The organism is Amycolatopsis stemonae (assembly GCF_054781455.1).
Genome location: NZ_BAAGUJ010000006.1, coordinates 298,096 through 314,414, shown reverse-complemented (window position 1 = coordinate 314,414; position 16,319 = coordinate 298,096). Strand labels below are relative to the sequence as shown.

General features: G+C 70.4%; 16 protein-coding genes. 8 read left to right on the top strand and 8 right to left on the bottom strand.

Annotated features, from left to right (window positions below):
- Window positions 1-179: 179 nt before the first annotated feature.
- Window positions 180-1,355, bottom strand: coding sequence for a CaiB/BaiF CoA transferase family protein (locus ACYVLJ_RS24185; protein ID WP_460440421.1), 1,176 nt, complete (start codon window positions 1,353-1,355; stop codon window positions 180-182).
- Window positions 1,356-1,455: 100 nt separating this feature from the next.
- Between ACYVLJ_RS24185 and ACYVLJ_RS24180 the strand changes: the two genes are divergently transcribed.
- The 4 genes from ACYVLJ_RS24180 to ACYVLJ_RS24165 are packed head-to-tail and all read left to right on the top strand — an operon-like array spanning window position 1,456 to window position 5,944.
- A complete protein-coding gene (locus ACYVLJ_RS24180; RefSeq protein WP_460440420.1) occupies window positions 1,456-2,916 on the top strand; it encodes an aldehyde dehydrogenase in 1,461 nt (486 codons plus the stop codon).
- Between the two features lie 13 nt (window positions 2,917-2,929).
- Window positions 2,930-4,315 carry an MmgE/PrpD family protein gene (locus ACYVLJ_RS24175; protein WP_460440419.1) on the top strand — a complete coding sequence of 462 codons (1,386 nt, stop codon included), beginning with the start codon at window positions 2,930-2,932 and terminating at the stop codon, window positions 4,313-4,315.
- 25 nt (window positions 4,316-4,340) lie between these two features.
- Window positions 4,341-4,874 (top strand): cupin domain-containing protein, encoded by a 534-nt coding sequence (locus ACYVLJ_RS24170; RefSeq protein ID WP_460440418.1) that lies wholly within the window; start codon window positions 4,341-4,343, stop codon window positions 4,872-4,874.
- Window positions 4,874-5,944 (top strand): zinc-dependent alcohol dehydrogenase family protein, encoded by a 1,071-nt coding sequence (locus ACYVLJ_RS24165; RefSeq protein ID WP_460440417.1) that lies wholly within the window; start codon window positions 4,874-4,876, stop codon window positions 5,942-5,944. Before ACYVLJ_RS24170 ends, ACYVLJ_RS24165 begins: the two co-directional genes overlap by 1 nt.
- 41 nt (window positions 5,945-5,985) lie before the next feature.
- On the opposite strand, the gene ACYVLJ_RS24160 is transcribed toward ACYVLJ_RS24165, so the two are convergent.
- Entirely contained in the window at window positions 5,986-6,648 is a 663-nt protein-coding gene (locus ACYVLJ_RS24160) for a nitroreductase (RefSeq protein ID WP_460440416.1), read from the bottom strand.
- Between the two features lie 27 nt (window positions 6,649-6,675).
- Window positions 6,676-7,587 carry an alpha/beta hydrolase gene (locus ACYVLJ_RS24155; RefSeq protein WP_460440415.1) on the bottom strand — a complete coding sequence of 304 codons (912 nt, stop codon included), beginning with the start codon at window positions 7,585-7,587 and terminating at the stop codon, window positions 6,676-6,678.
- A gap of 134 nt (window positions 7,588-7,721) precedes the next feature.
- Between ACYVLJ_RS24155 and ACYVLJ_RS24150 the strand changes: the two genes are divergently transcribed.
- The 3 genes from ACYVLJ_RS24150 to ACYVLJ_RS24140 are packed head-to-tail and all read left to right on the top strand — an operon-like array spanning window position 7,722 to window position 10,063.
- A complete protein-coding gene (locus ACYVLJ_RS24150) occupies window positions 7,722-8,594 on the top strand; it encodes a helix-turn-helix domain-containing protein (protein WP_460440414.1) in 873 nt (290 codons plus the stop codon).
- Window positions 8,578-8,952, top strand: a complete 375-nt coding sequence (locus tag ACYVLJ_RS24145; protein WP_460440413.1) for a DUF2255 family protein — start codon at window positions 8,578-8,580, stop codon at window positions 8,950-8,952. The genes ACYVLJ_RS24150 and ACYVLJ_RS24145 overlap by 17 nt, the downstream gene beginning before the upstream one ends.
- Before the next feature lie 4 nt (window positions 8,953-8,956).
- A complete protein-coding gene (locus tag ACYVLJ_RS24140) occupies window positions 8,957-10,063 on the top strand; it encodes a low temperature requirement protein A (RefSeq protein ID WP_460440412.1) in 1,107 nt (368 codons plus the stop codon).
- Here ACYVLJ_RS24140 and ACYVLJ_RS24135 read toward each other — a convergent pair.
- Genes ACYVLJ_RS24135 through ACYVLJ_RS24115 form a run of 5 tightly spaced genes read right to left on the bottom strand, consistent with a single transcriptional unit; the run spans window position 10,056 to window position 15,445 of the window.
- The gene (locus tag ACYVLJ_RS24135; RefSeq protein WP_460440411.1) at window positions 10,056-10,958 is read right to left on the bottom strand and encodes an alpha/beta hydrolase family protein; all 903 of its coding nucleotides are present in this window, start codon (window positions 10,956-10,958) and stop codon (window positions 10,056-10,058) included. The two genes, ACYVLJ_RS24140 and ACYVLJ_RS24135, sit on opposite strands and share 8 nt — an antisense overlap.
- Before the next feature lie 52 nt (window positions 10,959-11,010).
- Window positions 11,011-12,171: an acyl-CoA dehydrogenase family protein gene (locus tag ACYVLJ_RS24130; RefSeq protein ID WP_460440410.1), complete on the bottom strand. Its 1,161-nt coding sequence runs from the start codon at window positions 12,169-12,171 to the stop codon at window positions 11,011-11,013.
- A complete protein-coding gene (locus ACYVLJ_RS24125; RefSeq protein WP_460440409.1) occupies window positions 12,168-14,063 on the bottom strand; it encodes an acyl-CoA synthetase family protein in 1,896 nt (631 codons plus the stop codon). The genes ACYVLJ_RS24130 and ACYVLJ_RS24125 overlap by 4 nt, the downstream gene beginning before the upstream one ends.
- Entirely contained in the window at window positions 14,056-14,514 is a 459-nt protein-coding gene (locus ACYVLJ_RS24120) for a MaoC family dehydratase (protein WP_460440408.1), read from the bottom strand. The genes ACYVLJ_RS24125 and ACYVLJ_RS24120 overlap by 8 nt, the downstream gene beginning before the upstream one ends.
- 37 nt (window positions 14,515-14,551) lie before the next feature.
- Window positions 14,552-15,445 (bottom strand): HpcH/HpaI aldolase/citrate lyase family protein, encoded by an 894-nt coding sequence (locus ACYVLJ_RS24115; protein WP_460440407.1) that lies wholly within the window; start codon window positions 15,443-15,445, stop codon window positions 14,552-14,554.
- Window positions 15,446-15,494: 49 nt separating this feature from the next.
- Here ACYVLJ_RS24115 and ACYVLJ_RS24110 point away from each other — a divergent pair, with 49 nt between their 5' ends.
- The gene (locus tag ACYVLJ_RS24110) at window positions 15,495-16,319 is read left to right on the top strand and encodes an alpha/beta fold hydrolase (RefSeq protein ID WP_460440406.1); all 825 of its coding nucleotides are present in this window, start codon (window positions 15,495-15,497) and stop codon (window positions 16,317-16,319) included.

The window sequence follows — 16,319 nt, the reverse complement described above, 5'->3', positions numbered from 1 at the left end:
TACTACTGTGTCCGAGGACCGAGTTGATCTACAACCCCACGCTGAAGTTCGCCACCGACCTGCAGCTTGATTGATCGCATCGGCTGGCGAACCGCTCGGTGAGGTGTCACGGTTCCTGACGCTGGACAGCTCTGGGCGACCGAACGGCGGCTGAGTAGGTCGATATACAGCCCCGGTGTTCATGACTCGTCGGCGTACAGGACCCCCGTCGAGATGAGCTCCTCGACCCGCTCGGTCGGCAGCACCTCCAACGCGACCGCACGGGTGTCGGCCCCCACCTTCGGTGCCCGGCCGGCGCGGTCGGGCCGCTCGCCGTCGAATGTCCATGGTGGACGGAGGAGCGCGAGGCCGTCCGGCTGGCGCTCGACCAGGTCCAGATGCCGCACTTGGTCGTGGTCGAGGTAGCCGTTCATCGACAGCACCGGGGCGAACGGGACGTCGTTCTCGGTCAGTACCCGCTCCCAGTGATCCTTCGGCTTGGCCGCGAACTCCGCCTCGACGATCGGCACCAGCTCGAAGTAGTTCGCCTCGCGTGGGCGGTACTCGGCGAACCGGGGATCCTCGGCGAGGTCCATCCGATCCATCGCCCGGCACAACGACGTCCAGAACTTCTGCGACGACGACAGGTGGACGGCCAGGTACTCGCCGCCGGCTGTCGGTACGCAGAAGTTCTGGGCCTGCGGGTGGCGGCTCGTGCGGGTCGGGTCGGCGCCGAGCTCGAAGGCCTGGGTGACGCCGTCGGTGATCAGGACGCTCACCGCCTCCATGATCGACGTCTCCATCCGCTGCGGCTGTCCCGTCTTGAGCCGGCCGACCAGGGCGGCCAGCACGCCGGTCGCCGTGCTCAGCCCGGTGACGAGGTCCGCGCTGAGGCCGCCGGCGAGCTGCGGGTGGTCGCCGTCGCTGAAGAGTGAGTAGAGGCCGCCGAAGGCGTGGCCGATCGTGTCGTACGCGGGGCGGTTCGCCAGCGGTCCGGTGGGTCCGAAGCCGGTGATCGAGCCGTAGACGACGTCGGGGCGCAGGGCCCGGCAGTCTTCGGGCCCGAGGCCCATCGCGGCGACCTTGCCGGGCCGGAGGTTCTCGAGCACGACGTCGAAGTGCGGCACCAGCGCCTTGACGACCGCGATGCCCGCGGGCGTCTTCAGGTCGACCGAGAGGCTGCGCTTGCCGGTGTTGTACTGCCGGAAGTACGGGCTGCGGTCGTTCTGGTGCCGGCGGAAGTCCTCCCCCACCACCGGACGTTCGACCTTGACCACCTCGGCGCCCAGCGCGCACAGCATCGACGTCCCGAACGGGAGCGCGATGTAGCCGCCGATCTCGAGGATCCGGATGCCGTCGAGCGGCTTGTGCTGCATACTGGCCACCTTCCGTAAGCACTACATATTTTATATTATCTACGGTACCTTCGGTCAAGGCCAGAGAGCCCGGGGCCGGAGCGAACGACAAAGGAGTCCGATGAGCGCACCGACAGACCTGTGGCAGGGCACGTACGACAAGCTGTTCATCGGCGGCCGGTGGATACCGCCCTCCTCGGACCGCGTGTTCGAGGTCCGCTCCCCCGCCACCGAAGAGGTCGTGGCCCGCGTGCCGGAAGGCGTCGAGACCGACGTCGACGCGGCCGTGCGCGCGGCACGCGAAGCGTTCGACAACGGCCCATGGCCGCAGCTGCCCCTCGACGAACGCGTCGCGACCCTGCGCAAGCTCAGCAAGGAACTCGCCGCGCACGAGGCCGACGCGGCCCGGCTGGTCAGCGCCGAGATGGGCTGCCCGATCACGCTGTCGACGAAGATGCAGGCCATCGGCCCACGGCTGATGCTGGACGCCTTCCTCGACCTCGGCCCCGGCTACCCCTGGAGCGACACCCGGCGCTCCGCCACCGGCCACGCGCTCGTCACGCGGGAGCCGGTCGGCGTCGTCGCGGCGATCGTGCCGTGGAACGCCCCGCTGCTCATCACCATGATCAAGCTCGCCCCGGCGCTGCTCGCCGGCTGCACGATGGTCGTCAAGCCGTCGCCGGAGACCCCGCTCGACGCCTATCTGCTGGCCCACCTGCTGGAGCGGGCCGGGCTGCCCGAGGGCGTCGTGAACATCGTCCCCGCGCAGCGCGAGGTCAGCGAGTACCTCGTACGCCACCGCGGGGTCGACAAGGTCTCCTTCACCGGGTCCACCGCGGCCGGCCGGCGCATCGCCGCCCTGTGCGGCCAGGACCTGCGCCGCGTCACGCTGGAACTGGGCGGCAAGTCGGCCGCGGTGCTGCTCGACGACGCCGACCTCGACGCCGCGGTCGCCGCGATCCGCGCGGTCTCGCTGCGCAACAGCGGCCAGGTGTGCAGCAACAAGACCCGCATCGTCGTCGCCCGATCGCGGCGGGACGAGCTGCACGACCGGCTCGTCGACCTGATCACCTCGATGCCGGTCGGTGACCCGTTCGACCCGGCCACCGAGGTCGGCCCGATGGTGAGCGCCGCCCAGCGCACCCGCGTCGAGGGCTACATCGAGGACGGCAAAGCCTCGGGCGCCTCACTGCTCGTCGGCGGTGGCCGTCCCGACGGGCTCGACCGCGGCTGGTACGTCTCCCCCACGGTCTTCGCCGACGTCGACCCGGCCGCGAAGATCGCCCAGGAGGAGATCTTCGGCCCGGTCCTCACGGTGCACACCTTCGACACCGAAGCCGAAGCGGTCGCCATCGCCAACAACTCCGAATACGGCCTCAACGGGTCGGTGTTCGCCGCCGACCCCGAGCACGCCCTCTCCGTCGCGCGGCGCATCCGCACCGGAACCGTCGAGGTCAACGGCAACCCCGTGGGCTTCACCGCCCCGATCGGCGGCTTCAAGAACAGCGGCATCGGCCGCGAAGCGGGACCCGAGGGCTTCGACGCCTACGTCGAGCTGAAGTCGTACGGCCTCCCCTCCTGAAAGGCACTCACGCATGGGAATTCTCGAAACAGCGGCCGCGCGGCTCGTCACCGACCTGACCTACGACGCGATCCCGGCGGACGCGCTCGCCGGCGCGCGCCGGCTCCTGCAGGACCAGCTCGCGTTGCAGGTCGGGTGCGCGGCTTTGCCGTGGAGCCAAGCGATCCTCGACGTCACCCGGGCCGCCCACGTCCCGGGCCGGGCGCACGTCACCGCGAGCGGCGACGCGATGAGCGCGGCCGACGCCGCGTTCGTCAACGCGACGTTCGGCCACGGCTTCGAATACGACGACGCGCACCGCGCCAGCTCGTCACATCCCGGCAGCTGCGTCGTCTCCGCCGCGCTCGCCGTCGGCGAGGAGCTCGGCGTCACGATGCGCGAAGTGCTCACCGGCATCGTCGCGGGCTACGAGGTGTACACCCGGATCGGCAACCTGGCCGCCCCCGAACTGCTGGAGCGCGGCTTCCACCCGCACGGGCTGCTCGCGAACTTCGGCGCCGCCGCCGTCGTCGCCACGATGCGCGGCTTCGACGTCGACACGACCGTCCACGCCCTCGCGATCGCGCTCAGCCACGCCTCGGGCACCACCGAGTACACGTCGTCCGGCGGGTCCATCAAGCGCGCACACTCGGGCATCGGAACCCGCAACGGGATCCGCGCGGCGGAGCTGGCCGCCGCCGGTCTCACCGGCCCGACGACTTTCCTCACCGGCCGAAAAGGCTTCTACCGGACGTTCAACGGCCGTCCGGTGGCCGAGGACGCCGCGGCGGCGTTCGGTCTCGACCGGTCGTTCGAGATCACCCGCGTGTGGATCAAGCCCTACTGCTGCTGCGGCATCAACCACGCCTACATCGACGGCGCGCGCCGGCTCACGACGCAGGCGGCCGACATCGACTCGGTGACCCTCGGCATCCAGACGGGCGGCGACGTCGTCATCGGCAACCAGAACGCGAACGCCTACGCGCCGAAGATCATCGAGCACCTGCAGTACAGCCTGCCCTTCCAGTTCGCGTTGTCCCTGCTGGGCCACGGCAACGGCTTCACCACCCACCACGACTACCTGGCCGGCCGGCTCGACCTCGGCGACCACAGCGACGTCGCCACGGTCGCCCGGAAGGTCAAGATCGAAGTACGGCCCGAGCTGGACCGCGACTACCCGGGCCGCTGGGTCGCCGACATCACCCTCACCCGCAGGGACGGCACCACGGAGACCCTGTTCGTCGACAACCCGACCGGGACCGCCGAAAACCCGATGTCCCAAGAGGACCTGGACGCGAAGTTCCGTGACCTGACGGTCGCCGCGATGGGCGCCGAACGCAGCGACACCCTGCTGAGGGCCATCACCTCGGTCGACCCCGAGCAACCGGCCACCGAGTTCGCGACCCTGCTGAAGATCTGAAACACCCACAACACCAAGGAGAACCATGCCCAGCGAGCACCTCAACGCCGAGGCCCGCGTCGTGCTGACCGGCGTCGACGCCGACGGCAAGTCGGCCATCATCTCGGACGGCAACACCGCCACCCGCACCGCCCAGCCGGGCTTCACCGTCATGGACGTCTGGCAGTTCGACGACCTGCCGGCCCCGGTCCTCGCGCCCTCGACGCTCGGCGCCGACCCGGTCATCGACCCGCCGGGCAAGGGCCTCGTCGTCCGGTTGGCGAGCTTCCCGCCGGACTCGGAGTTCGACGCCGAGGGTTACAAGGAGTCCCTCGACGCCTTCCACGGCGGCGACTCCCACGACGGCGACGCGAGCGGCGACGGCGGCGTATGGCACCACACCGACACCATCGACGTGGTGACCGTGCTGAACGGCGAGCTGTGGGCGGTGACCGAGACCGGTGAAACCCTGCTCAAGCCGGGCGACACCATCGTCAACCGCGGGATCAAGCACATCTGGAGCAACCGCACCGACAAGCCCGTGCTGATCGTCGCCACGATGATGGCGGGCACCCGCTGATGCGCGGCGTCGTCTTCCGCGGCAACCGCGAACTGGAAGTCCTCGACTTCCCCGACCCGGCGCCCGGCCCCGGCGAGGTGGTCGTCGAGATCAAGGCGTCCGGGCTGTGCGGCAGCGACCTGAAGTTCTACCGGGACCCGCCCGAGGCCGCGCTGAAGGCGCTCGGCTTCAAGGACTTCGCCTCGCGCGGGCTGGCCGAGGTGCCGGCGGTCATCGCGGGTCACGAACCGTGCGGTGTGGTGGCCGAGATCGGCGCCGGCGTGGATTCGCGGGCGTGGCAGGTGGGCGACCGGGTGATGGTGTTCCACTACAAGGGGTGCGGCTTCTGCGACATGTGCCGCACCGGCTGGACGCAGATGTGCGTGCACGGCGCGACGATCTACGGCGCCACCGCGCACGGCGGCCACGCGACCTACCTGGTGGTGCCGGCCGAGACGCTCGTTCCGCTCCCCGAGGAGATCAGCTTCTCCGCGGGGGCGGCGATCGCCTGCGGCACCGGCACCGCGTTCGGGGCGTTCAAACGCGCGGACGTCACCGGGCGGGACACCGTGGCGGTGTTCGGGCTTGGCCCGATCGGCCAGTCAGCGATCCAGTTCGCCGCCGCGATGGGCGCCGAGGTGATCGCCGTCGACATCGCGGCCGACCGGCTCGAGCGGGCCCGTGAGCTCGGCGCCGACCACGTCGTCGACTTCAGCGCCACCGACGCGGTGGAGGCGATCCGCGAGATCACCGGCGGCCGGGGTGCGACCGTTTCGATCGAGAGCTCGGGCGCGCCGGCGGCCCGGGCCGCCGGGACCCGGTGCCTGGGCCCGTGGGGCCGGATCGTGCTCGTCGGCCTGGGTGGCAACCTCGATCTCGACGTCTCGCCGGACATCGTGATCAAGCAGATCTCGATCATCGGGTCCTACACGTTCTCGAACGTGGGGATGGGCGAGTGCGCCCGTTTCGTGGCCCGGCACGGGATCGACGTCGACGCGCTGTTCACCGACCGGTGGCGGGTGGAAGACGCGGCGGCGGCGTACATCGAGTTCGACAAGCAGGTCCGCGGCAAGGCGGTCATCGAGTTCTGACCACGAAGAAGGCCGGTGGGAACCGAGGTTCCCACCGGCCTTCAGTCTTCGATCACGACGACCGCGTCGTCCACCGGTGCCCGGGTGGTGCGGAACCGGTTGACCGGGTGCGCGGTGTCCGCGTAGCCGAAGGACACCGCGCAGACGACCAGGCGGTCGTCCGGCAGGCCCAGGTAGTCGCGCACGTGGCCGGAATGCATCGCGATCGCGGCCTGCGGGATCGTGGCCACCCCGACGGACTGGGCGGCCAGCAGCAGGTTCGCCACGTAGCCACCGCAGTCGATCGCGCCGTACGTGCCCTGGTCGCGGTCGGTCGTCACGATCGCGACGTGGGGAGCGCCGAAGAACTCGAAGTTCTTCAGGCGTTGCGCCACGCGGGCGTCCCAGTCCTCTTTGGTGATGCCCAAACTGGCGTAGAGCGCGTACCCGGCGGCTCGCCGTCGATCCCGGTAGACGCCGTGGTAGCCGCTCGGCATGCCGAGGTCCGGCGTCTCGTCGTGGGTCTTGGCGTGCTCGGTGAGGCTTTCGGCGAACCGCCGGGTCGCGTCGCCCTTGGTCACGTGGACCTGCCAGGGCTGGGTGTTGCACCAGGAGGCGGTCTGCTGCGCGATCTCGAACATCTCGCGCAGGACGTCGTCGGGGACCTGGTCGGGTAAGTAGGCCCGGCAGCTCCAGCGTTCGGTGACCAGCTTCCTGAAGTCCATGCCACCCATCCTAGCAAATAATATATTTTATGCGGACAGGTTTTCGGTGAAGAACGGCACAGCCTCCTCGACGGCCCGCTTCACGTACTGCGGCACGTCGTAGAAGTCCATGTGGGTGCCGCCGTCGACGACCACCAGCTTCTTCGGGGACCGCACCTTCGCGTGCAGTTCGGTGGTGTGCCACAGCGATCCGGCCTCGCTGCCCGCCACCATCAGGATCGGCTGCGTCAGCAGGTCCTCGACCAGGTGGAAGGCGTCGAACGCGAAGATCCGCGAGATGCTCTTGGTGAACAGCTTCTTGTTCTGCGCGTTCGGGTGCTGCGCGCGCGGGGTCAGGTAGTAGTCGTGCGCCTCGACCATGTCGCGCGGGGTGTTCTCGTCGGTTTCGGCGGGCACGTAAGGGATGTACGCGGCTTCGGCACCCTGGGCTTCGGCCGTGCGCTGCTGCGCGGCGGCGTCGAGGGTCGGCACCGCGGCGGAGTCGGGATCGGTCCCGAACCAGCCCTTGCGGTAGGCGCTGCCGATGTTGACGGCGCTGACCGTGGTGAGCGCCTTGATCCGGTGGTCGGTCATGGTCGCGCTGACGGCGTACCCGCTGCCGGCGCAGATGCCGAGGACACCGATGCGCTCGGCGTCGACGTAGTCCAGGGTCTGCAGGTGGTCCACGGCGGCGCGGACGTCTTCGACGCGGGCGGCCGGGTCCTCGAGGAAGTGCGGCTCGCCGCCGCTGTCACCCTGGTAGGAGGCGTCGTAGGCGAGGGCGACGAAGCCCTGCTCGGCCAGCTTGCTCGCGTACAGGCCCGCGGTCTGCTCCTTCACTCCCCCGCCGGGGTGAACGGTGACGATCGCGGCGTAGCTGCCCTTCGGGTCGAAGCCCTCGGGCAGGTAGAGGTTCCCGGCCATGGTGATCGGGCCGTTGGGGAAGGTGATGGCGTCCACGGTGCGCTCCTCGTGGTGTCGGTGGTGGTTCGCCTTCCACCCTGCGGCGGTTCGCGTGCGCGTGGCAGAGGCCGCCTATCGGGGGTACCGCCAGCCCCTGCATCAGGCGCCGGTGCGGGCTTAGGCTCGGGGCCATGGAGATCGCCAAGGACATCAGGGAGTTCCTGATGACGCGCCGCGCGAAGATCACTCCTGAGCAGGCCGGGCTCGTCGCGGGCGGCCGCCGGAGGGTGACCGGGCTGCGCCGCGAGGAAGTCGCGAGCCTGGCCGGGGTGAGCGCCGAGTACTACGTCCAGATCGAGCGCGGGCACATCGCCGGCGTGTCCGACGAGGTCCTGCACGCCATCGCCACCGCCCTGCAGCTCGACGACGTCGAGACGGCGCACCTGTTCGACCTGGCCCGCGCGGCCACCAAGCGGAAGCGGCCCGCCCGGGCGCGGTCTTCGGTGCCGGAGAGCCTCCAAGCGCTCCTCGACTCGATGGTGACCGCCCCCGCGATCGTCCAGAACGCCCACCTCGACCTCGTCGCGGCGAACGCGCTGGGCCGGGTGCTCTACGCCGACGTCTTCGACCGCGCGACCGGCGTGCCGAACCTGGCGCGCTTCATCTTCCTGGACGACCGTGCGGCCGAGATCTTCCCCGATTGGGCGAAGGCCGCGGACGACTCGGTGGCGCTGCTGCACGTCGAAGCGGCCCGCTCGCCGTATGCGAAGGCGGTCACCGGCCTGGTCGGCGACCTGGCGACCCGCAGCGACGAGTTCCGCACGCGCTGGGCCGCCCACGACGTCGTCGCCCACCGGCGCGGGACCAAACGGTTCCGCCATCCCGTGGTCGGCGAGCTGACCCTGCGCTTCGACGCCCTCGACGTCACGAGCGCCGCGGGGTTCACCCTGATCGGCTACACGGCGGAGCCCGGCTCGCCGTCGGCCGAGGCCCTGCAGCTGCTGGCCAGCTGGACCGCCACCGAGATCGCACCCGAAAAGGAACGCCATGACCTGGGACAATGACCTGCTCGACCGCCTCGGCACGACGCCGGAGCTGCACATCACCAGCCTGCGGCCGGACGGCAGCGCCCGTCGCTGGACCCCGATCTGGGTCGTCCGCGTGGGTGACGACCTGTACATCCGCTCGGCGTACGGCTCCGAGGGCGGCTGGTACCGCAACGCGATGAAGAACCGGACCGCCCGGGTGCGCGCGAACGGCGTGGAGACCGACGTCACGCTGCACCCCATCGAGGGCGAAGCGGCCAACGCCGAGGTCGACGCGGCCTACCGGGCGAAGTACCACGGTCAGCCGAGCGCGCTGGAGCCGATGCTCGCGCCGGCCGCGGCCGGGTCCACCGTGCGGCTGGACACCGCGGGCTGACCGGGTGCCGGGAATCCGCCGGGAGGTCGCGCCGCTCGAGCTGTTCTTCGATCTCGTCTTCGTCTTCGCGGTCGGCCAGCTGACCCACCACCTGCTCGCACACCTGGACTTCCGCAGCGCCGCCGAGACACTGGTGGCGCTGGTCGCGGTGTGCGGCGTCTGGGCGTTCACCTCGTTCGAAGTCACGCTGCTCGACGTCGAACGCGCGCCGACGCGGGTGATCACGGTCGTGGTCATGGGTCTCGGGCTGTTCATGAACGCGGGCATCACGCACGCCTTCGACGACGGCCCGTGGCTGTTCGCCGTGCCGATGCTGCTCGCGCTCATCGGCCCCGGCTGCTACGCGGCGATCACCGCACCCGACGCGGAGCTGCGCCGGCACTTCGCCCGCGTACTGCTCTGGTTCGCCGTGTCCGCGCCGCTGTGGGTCGTCGGCGCGGCCGTCGACCCCGGCGCCCGGCTGTGGTGGTGGGCCGGCGCGGCCCTGATCGACCTGGCCGGCACCTGGACCGCGCACCCGGTCCCGGGCCGGACGACCGCGACCGGGCAGCTCTTCTTCGACGCCCGGCACATGCTCGAACGGATGCGGCTGTTCCTCATCATCCTGCTCGGCGAGACCGTCCTGGCGCTGGGCCGGGTGCTCACCGAGCACACCCCGGACGTCCTCGTCGTGCTGCTCGTCGTCGGCGGGTTCGCCTCGCTGGTCGGCCTGTGGGCGCTCTACTTCGGCCGCGCCGAAGAGCTGGTGGCGCAGCACACCGAAGCCACGGAGGACCCGGTCCGGTCGGTCCACATCGGCATGAACATCCTCTACGGCGTGCTGACCGGACTGGTCACGTTCGCCGCGGGGATCGAGCTGGTTCTCGCCCACGCCCACGCCTCCCGGGCCGGCGCCGGCGGCGTCCTGACGCTCGCCGGGCCGGCGATCTACCTGCTGTCCCAGGCGATCTACTTCCGGGTGGAGACCGGCACGGGCTGGCTGCCGCGCGCCACCGGCGCCGGAGCGCTCGCCGCGGCGGCCGTGGCGGCGTTCTGGCTGCCGGGCTACGCGGTGGTCGTGCTGCTGGTCGTGGTCCTCGCGGTGCTCGTCCGGCGGCTCGCCGTCACTTGAGGTGCCGGTCGAACCAGTCGATCGCGATTTCAGGGTGCTCGCCGAAGTAGTTGTAGCCGCGGAACCGCTGGTCGGTGCCCTCGATCCAGTGCAGGTCCTTCTCGACCGGAAGCGCGTCGAAGATCGACTGGACGTCCTCCGGACGGGTCATGGTGTCGTCGTGGACCTGGGCGACGAGCGTCGGGACCGTCACGGCCTCGACGTGCTCGAGCGGCGACTGTTCGGCGAGGTGGAACCCGGTCCGCTCGTGCACCGCCTTGTCGAACGCGGCGTAGCCGTCGTCCATGCCGATGCCCTTGACGAACTCCTCGACGACGTAGCGGCCCGAGACGGGCTGGAGCATGATCATGGCCTGGATCCCGGAGAACTCCTCCGGGTGTTTCGACCAGGCGACGGCGGTCGAGTCGGCGCCCAGGCACACCGAGAGCAGCACCTTCTTCATCCCGGCGGTGTCCGGCCGCGCGGCGGCGTAGCGCAGGGAGCCGATCACGTCGCGGTACTCGAGCAGGCCGATGCCGGTGATCCCGCCGTTGCCCTGGCCGCTCAGGCCGTGGTTGCGGATGTCGTAGGCGAGGACGTTGTAGCCGGCCTCGTGCAGGGCTTTGTACTCGGGCAGGAAGTTCACCTCGAACCCGCCGAGCCCGCCGAACTCGGGCAGGTGCCCCGGATAGCCGTAGCGGTTGCCCGGCAGGAAGTGGTTGTGGATCACCAGCCGGTCCGACTCCGCCGGGATGAACCACCCTTCGAGCGGCACGCCGTCCATCGAGGGGAACGTGACGTCCTCGTACGCCAGTCCCACCTCGTCCGGGCGGCGGAGCACGGGCGCGCGGCGCCCGCCCGTGGTCCCGGTCGTCCACAGCTGGACGAAGTCGTCGAACGCGGTCTGGTTTGCCATCGTGCTCTCCTTCCGTTCCCCACCGGCTACCCGGTTCGGCGCCGGTGGCACCTCAGTAGGACCGCGGCAGCCCGAGTACCTGCTGCGACACGTAGTTGCGCACCATCTCCTGGGAGAAGGGCGCGTTGCGCAGCAGCCGGACCTCTCGCCACAGCCGCTCGATGTGGTACTCCTTCGCGTACGCGTAACCACCGAGGGTCGAGAACGCGCGGTCGCACGCCTCGAACCCGGCCTCGGCGCCGAGGTACTTCGCCGCCGCCGCTTCCGGGCCGCACGGTTGTCCCGCGTCGAACAGCTCCGCCGCGCGCATCGCCATGCCCTCGGCCGCCTCCAGCCGGATCCAGGAGTCGGCCAGCGGGTGGGCGACGGCCTGGTTCTGCCCGATCGGCCGGTCGAACACCACGCGGTTCTTCGCGTACTCCGTGGCCAGCTCCAGCGCCGCGCGGCCGAGGCCGACGCCTTCCAGGCCGACCACGATCCGCTCGGGGTTCAAGCCGTCGAGCAGGTAGTAGAACCCCTTGTCCACCTCACCGACCAGGCGGTCTTCCGGGACGAACAGGTCGTCGATGAACAGCTCGTTCGTGTCGATCGCCGCCCGGCCCAGCTTCTCGATCTCCCGCACCGCGATGTGCTCGCGGTCCATGTCGGCCAGGAACAACGACATGCCCCACAACGGCTTGTCATCGCGCCTCGGGGACGTCCGCGCCAGCAGGAGGATCTTCTGCGCGTTCTGGGCGTTGGTGATGAAGACCTTCTGGCCGTTGACCTTCCACCCGCCGTCGACCTCGACGGCTTTGGTCTTGATCCGCGACGTGTCGACGCCCGCGTCGGGCTCGGTGACGCCGAACGCCATCAGGAGCTCACCGGATGCCAGCTGCGGCAGGAACTCGCGCTTCATCTCCTCCGAGCCGTACTTGACGACCGGCGCCGGCGGGAAGACGTAGAAGTGGATCGCCGAGCCGCCGCTCATCCCGGCGCCCGACGACGAGATCTCGGTCATCATCGCGGCGGCTTCCTTGAGCCCGAGGCCGATTCCGCCGTACTCCTCGGGAATCATCGCGCCGAGCCAGCCGCCGGCGGCGAAGGTCTTGACGAAGTCCCACGGGTACTCGTGCTTGCGGTCCTTGTCCAGCCAGTAGTCGTTGTCGAACTTGCGGGCCAGCTCGCGCGTGGCCTTCCGGACGATCTCGACCGTGCTTTCGGTGTCGGTCATGACTTCTCCAGGTTCTCGGGAATGGCTTCCAGCGGGGTCGACGGGTCCAAAGAGGACAGGTCGCCCACCGGGGTGCCGGTGAACCGCGCCCGGATCGCGCGGCGCATGATCTTGCCGTTCTTGGTCTTCGGCAGCGTCGCCACGACGTGCACCTCGGGGGCGAACGACTTCCCCGCGTTCGCCAGCGCCGTCGCGCTCAGGTCCTCGCGGTCCACTTCGCCCTTGACCACGACGAACGCGACCGCGCGCTGGCCGCGGCGTTCGTCGGGGGCGCCGATCACCGCGACTTCGGCGATCCGTTCGTCGCGCAGCAGCGCGGCCTCGATCTCGGCCGGGCCGACGCGGCGGCCGGCGAGCTTCAGCGTGTCGTCGGACCGGCCGTGGATCAGCCACGAGCCGTCGCTGTCGACACTGGCCAGGTCGCCGTGGACCCACACGTCGTCGAAGCGCGACCAGTAGGTCTCGAGGTACCGCTCGCGGTCGTGCCAGAACGCGTGGGTCATGCCGGGGAACGTGTTCCGGACGGCCAGTTCGCCGATCGTGCCGGTGACCGGTTTGCCGTCGTCGTCCAGGACGGCCGCGTCGACGCCGGGCAGGGCGCCGGTGAACGCCGCGGGGGCGGCGGGCAGGAACGGGTAGCCGACCAGAATGCCGCCGCCGACCTCGGTGCCGCCGCTGTAGTTGACGATCGGGACGCGCCGCTTGCCGACCTGGTCGAAGAGCCACCACCAGGTCGGTTCGTCCCAGGCTTCGCCGGTGGAGACGAACGACCGCAGCGTGCTCAGGGCCCGCGATGGCTGTTCCGAAGCCGTGCGCAGGGCGCGGGCCGCGGTCGGGGCGATGCCCTGCACGGTGACGCCGTTGCGCTCGGCGACCTCCCACAGCCGGTCCGGAGTGGGGTGCGTGGGCAGGCCTTCGACCATGACGATGGTCGCGCCGAGCTGCAGCGGGCCGGTGATGAGCATCGGCCCGACGAGCCAGCCGAGGTCGGTGATCCAGCAGACGACGTCGTCGGCGTGCACGTCGAAGCCGTAGGCGAAGTCGGTGGCGGTCTTGACGGCGAACCCGCCGTGGGAGTGCACGATCCCTTTGGGACGGCCGGTCGTGCCGGAGGTGTAGACGATCGTCAGCGGGTCGTTCGACTCGGTCGCGGCGGTGTCGACCGGCGGTGCCTCGCCGAGTTCGTCGAAGTAGACGTCGCGGCCGGCCCGCATCGGGACGTCGGTGCCCAGGTGCCGGACGACGACCACCGCGCGGACGTCCGGCGCGTCCTCGAGCGCGGCGTCGGCGGTCGCCTTGAGCGGGACCTCCTTGCCGCGCCGGGTGGTGCCGTCCGCGGTGACGAGCGCGACGGCGTCGGAGTCCTGCAGCCGGGTCGCCAGCGCGTCGGCCGCGTAGCCGCTGAAGGCGGGGACCGAGATGGCGCCCAGCTTGGCGATCGCCAGGAACGCGACGACGGCCTCGGGCACCACCGGCATGAACAGCACGACGCGATCACCGCGGGAGACACCGAGCGCGGCGAGGTTGGCCGCGAACCGGCGCACCTGGTCGTCCAGCTCGGCGAAGGTGAGCGTCCGGCGCCGGCCGGAGTCGCCTTCGTAGACCACGGCGAGCTTGCCGGGTTCGCCGCGGACGGCGTCGGCGACGTTGATCCGGCCGCCGGGAAACCAGCGCGGGAAGGGCTTGCCCGCGGACTCGTCGAGCACGCGCTCGAACGGTGCGGTGAAGGCGATGTCCAGGTCGTCGACGACCGCGCGCCAGAACCACTCGGGGTCGGCGATCGCCCGGTCGTTCACCGCGGCGACGTCGGCGATGTCCCACTTCCGCAGGGCGGCGAGGAGCCTGCTGCGCTCCCGGACGGCGTCGTCCGGGACCCAGGCCGGGTCAGACATGAGCGGGCTGCTTCAGCATCAGGCCGGCGCGCAGGGCGTCGCAGACGATCTCGTCGCGCTGGTTGAGCCCGAGGTGGCGGAACATGACGATGCCGGAGTCGTCACGGCTCTTCGACTCGCGCTTGCTGACGATCTCGGTGCGCACGTGGATGGTGTCGCCGTGGAAGACCGGCTTGGGGAACTTGATCTGCTCGAAGCCGAGGTTGCCTAGCGTGGTGCCCTGCGTGGTCTCCGGCACGGTGACCCCGGAGACGAGGCCGAGGATGAACAGGCTGTTGACCAGCCGCTGCCCGTAGATCGAGTTCTTGCTGTACTCGGCGTCCAGGTGCAGCGGCGCGAGGTTCAGCGTCATCACGCTGAACAGGGTGTTGTCGGCCTCGGTGACCGTGCGGCGGGTCGGGTGGTCGATGACCATGCCCGGCTCGAACTCTTCGAAGTACAACCCAGCCATCAGCTGATCCTTTCAAAAATATTATATATGTGCGGCGTCACGCGTGGATCGCCAGTGCGTCCGCGAGCTCGAGGACCCCTTCGGCGGTCTTCACGTGCGCGATGTCGATGTGCTGCCCCTCGAAGTCGACGGCGGCGCTCCCGGCGGCCTCTGCCTCGCGGAACGCGGCGATCATCCGGCGGGAGTGCTCGACCTGTTCGGGCGAGGGCGAGAAGACTTCGTTGGCGATCGCCACGTGCGAGGGGTGGATCACGACCAGGCCGCGGTAGCCGAGCCCGCGGTTGTCCAGGCAGAACCGGCGGCAGCCGTCGAGGTCCTTGAGGTCCTGCCAGACGCCGGCGACCGGGTGGTGCAGACCGTTCGCCCGCGCCGCGAGGACCAGCCGGCTGCGCAGGTAGAGCGTCTCCAGGCCGGCCGGGGTGAACTCGAAGCCGAGCTCGCGGCCGACATCGGCGTTCGGCCCGGTCGCGCCCAGCAGCGAGGCGACCCGCGGGCTGGCGCCGGCGATCTCCTCGCAATGCGCCATCGACGTCGCGGTCTCGTAGCTCACGATCAGCCGCACGGACCCCGGCCGCAGTCCGTCACGCCGCTCGATGTGGGTGAGCACGGCGTCGAGGCGGACGATCTCCCGGGCGTCGAACACTTTCGCGAGGAACAGGCCGGCGAGACCCGGCCGGACGATCGCTTCGAGGTCGGCGCCCAGCAGGCCGCTCACCTCGGGGTTCGCGCGAACCCAGAGGTCGGGGCGGACGCCGTCGGCGATCAGCCGGTCGATCGTGGTGGCGACCGTGCGGCGCGCCTCGGTCTTCTCCGCGGCCGGGACGGAGTCCTCGAGGTCGAGGATCAGGGCGTCCGCCCCGGACGCGACGCCCTTGTCCGCCCACGTCCCCTTGTGACCCGGGACGAAGAGCATCGAGCGGTACGGTTTCATCGCGCGTCTCCTTCGGCGTCGCCTGCACTGAATATAAAATATATACTACGTGCCTCCTTGCTGTCATCCCTCGCTCGAACTCGCCGCGGAACGGCGGCAACGCCCGGGCCCGCACCGCGGCACCGTCCTGCTGCTGCACGGCGGCGGCCAGACCCGGCACTCGTGGACGCGCACCGCGCGCTCCCTCGCCGAGGACGGCTGGCAGGCCTGGACGCTCGACCACCGCGGGCACGGCGACAGCGCCTGGTCGGCCGAAGGCCACTACGCGCTCGACGACTTCACCGCCGACCTGTACGCCGTCACGGCCGGACTCGACGCGAAACCGGTCGTGGTGGGCGCGTCGCTGGGCGGGCGCACCGCGCTCGCGGCCGAGGGCGAGCGTCCCGGGACGCTCGCCGGGCTGGTGCTGGTGGACATGACCCACCGCGTCGAGCCGTCCGGGCACGCCCGGGTCCGCGGGTTCATGGCCAGTGCACCGGACGGCTTCGCCGGCCTCGAAGAGGCGGCCGCGGCGATCGACGCCTATCGGCCGGGCGGCCGCCGCAACCTCGACGGTCTCAAGCGCAACCTGCGTCAGCGCTCGGACGGGCGCTGGTACTGGCACTGGGATCCGCGGTTCCTGACCTTCGCCGAGGACGAGCGGAACCACTCCGCCGCCCGGCTCGGCCAAGCCGCTCTCGGGATCCGGGTGCCGACGCTGCTGGTGCGCGGCCGGTACTCCGACATCCTGTCCGCGGAGTCGGCGGCGGAGTTCCTGTCCCTGGTCCCGACGGCGCGGGAAGTGCAGGTGGCGGCGGGGCACATGATCGCCGGCGACGACAACACCGTCTTCGCCGCGCACCTGCGGGACTTCCTGAGCCAGGACCTGGCCTGA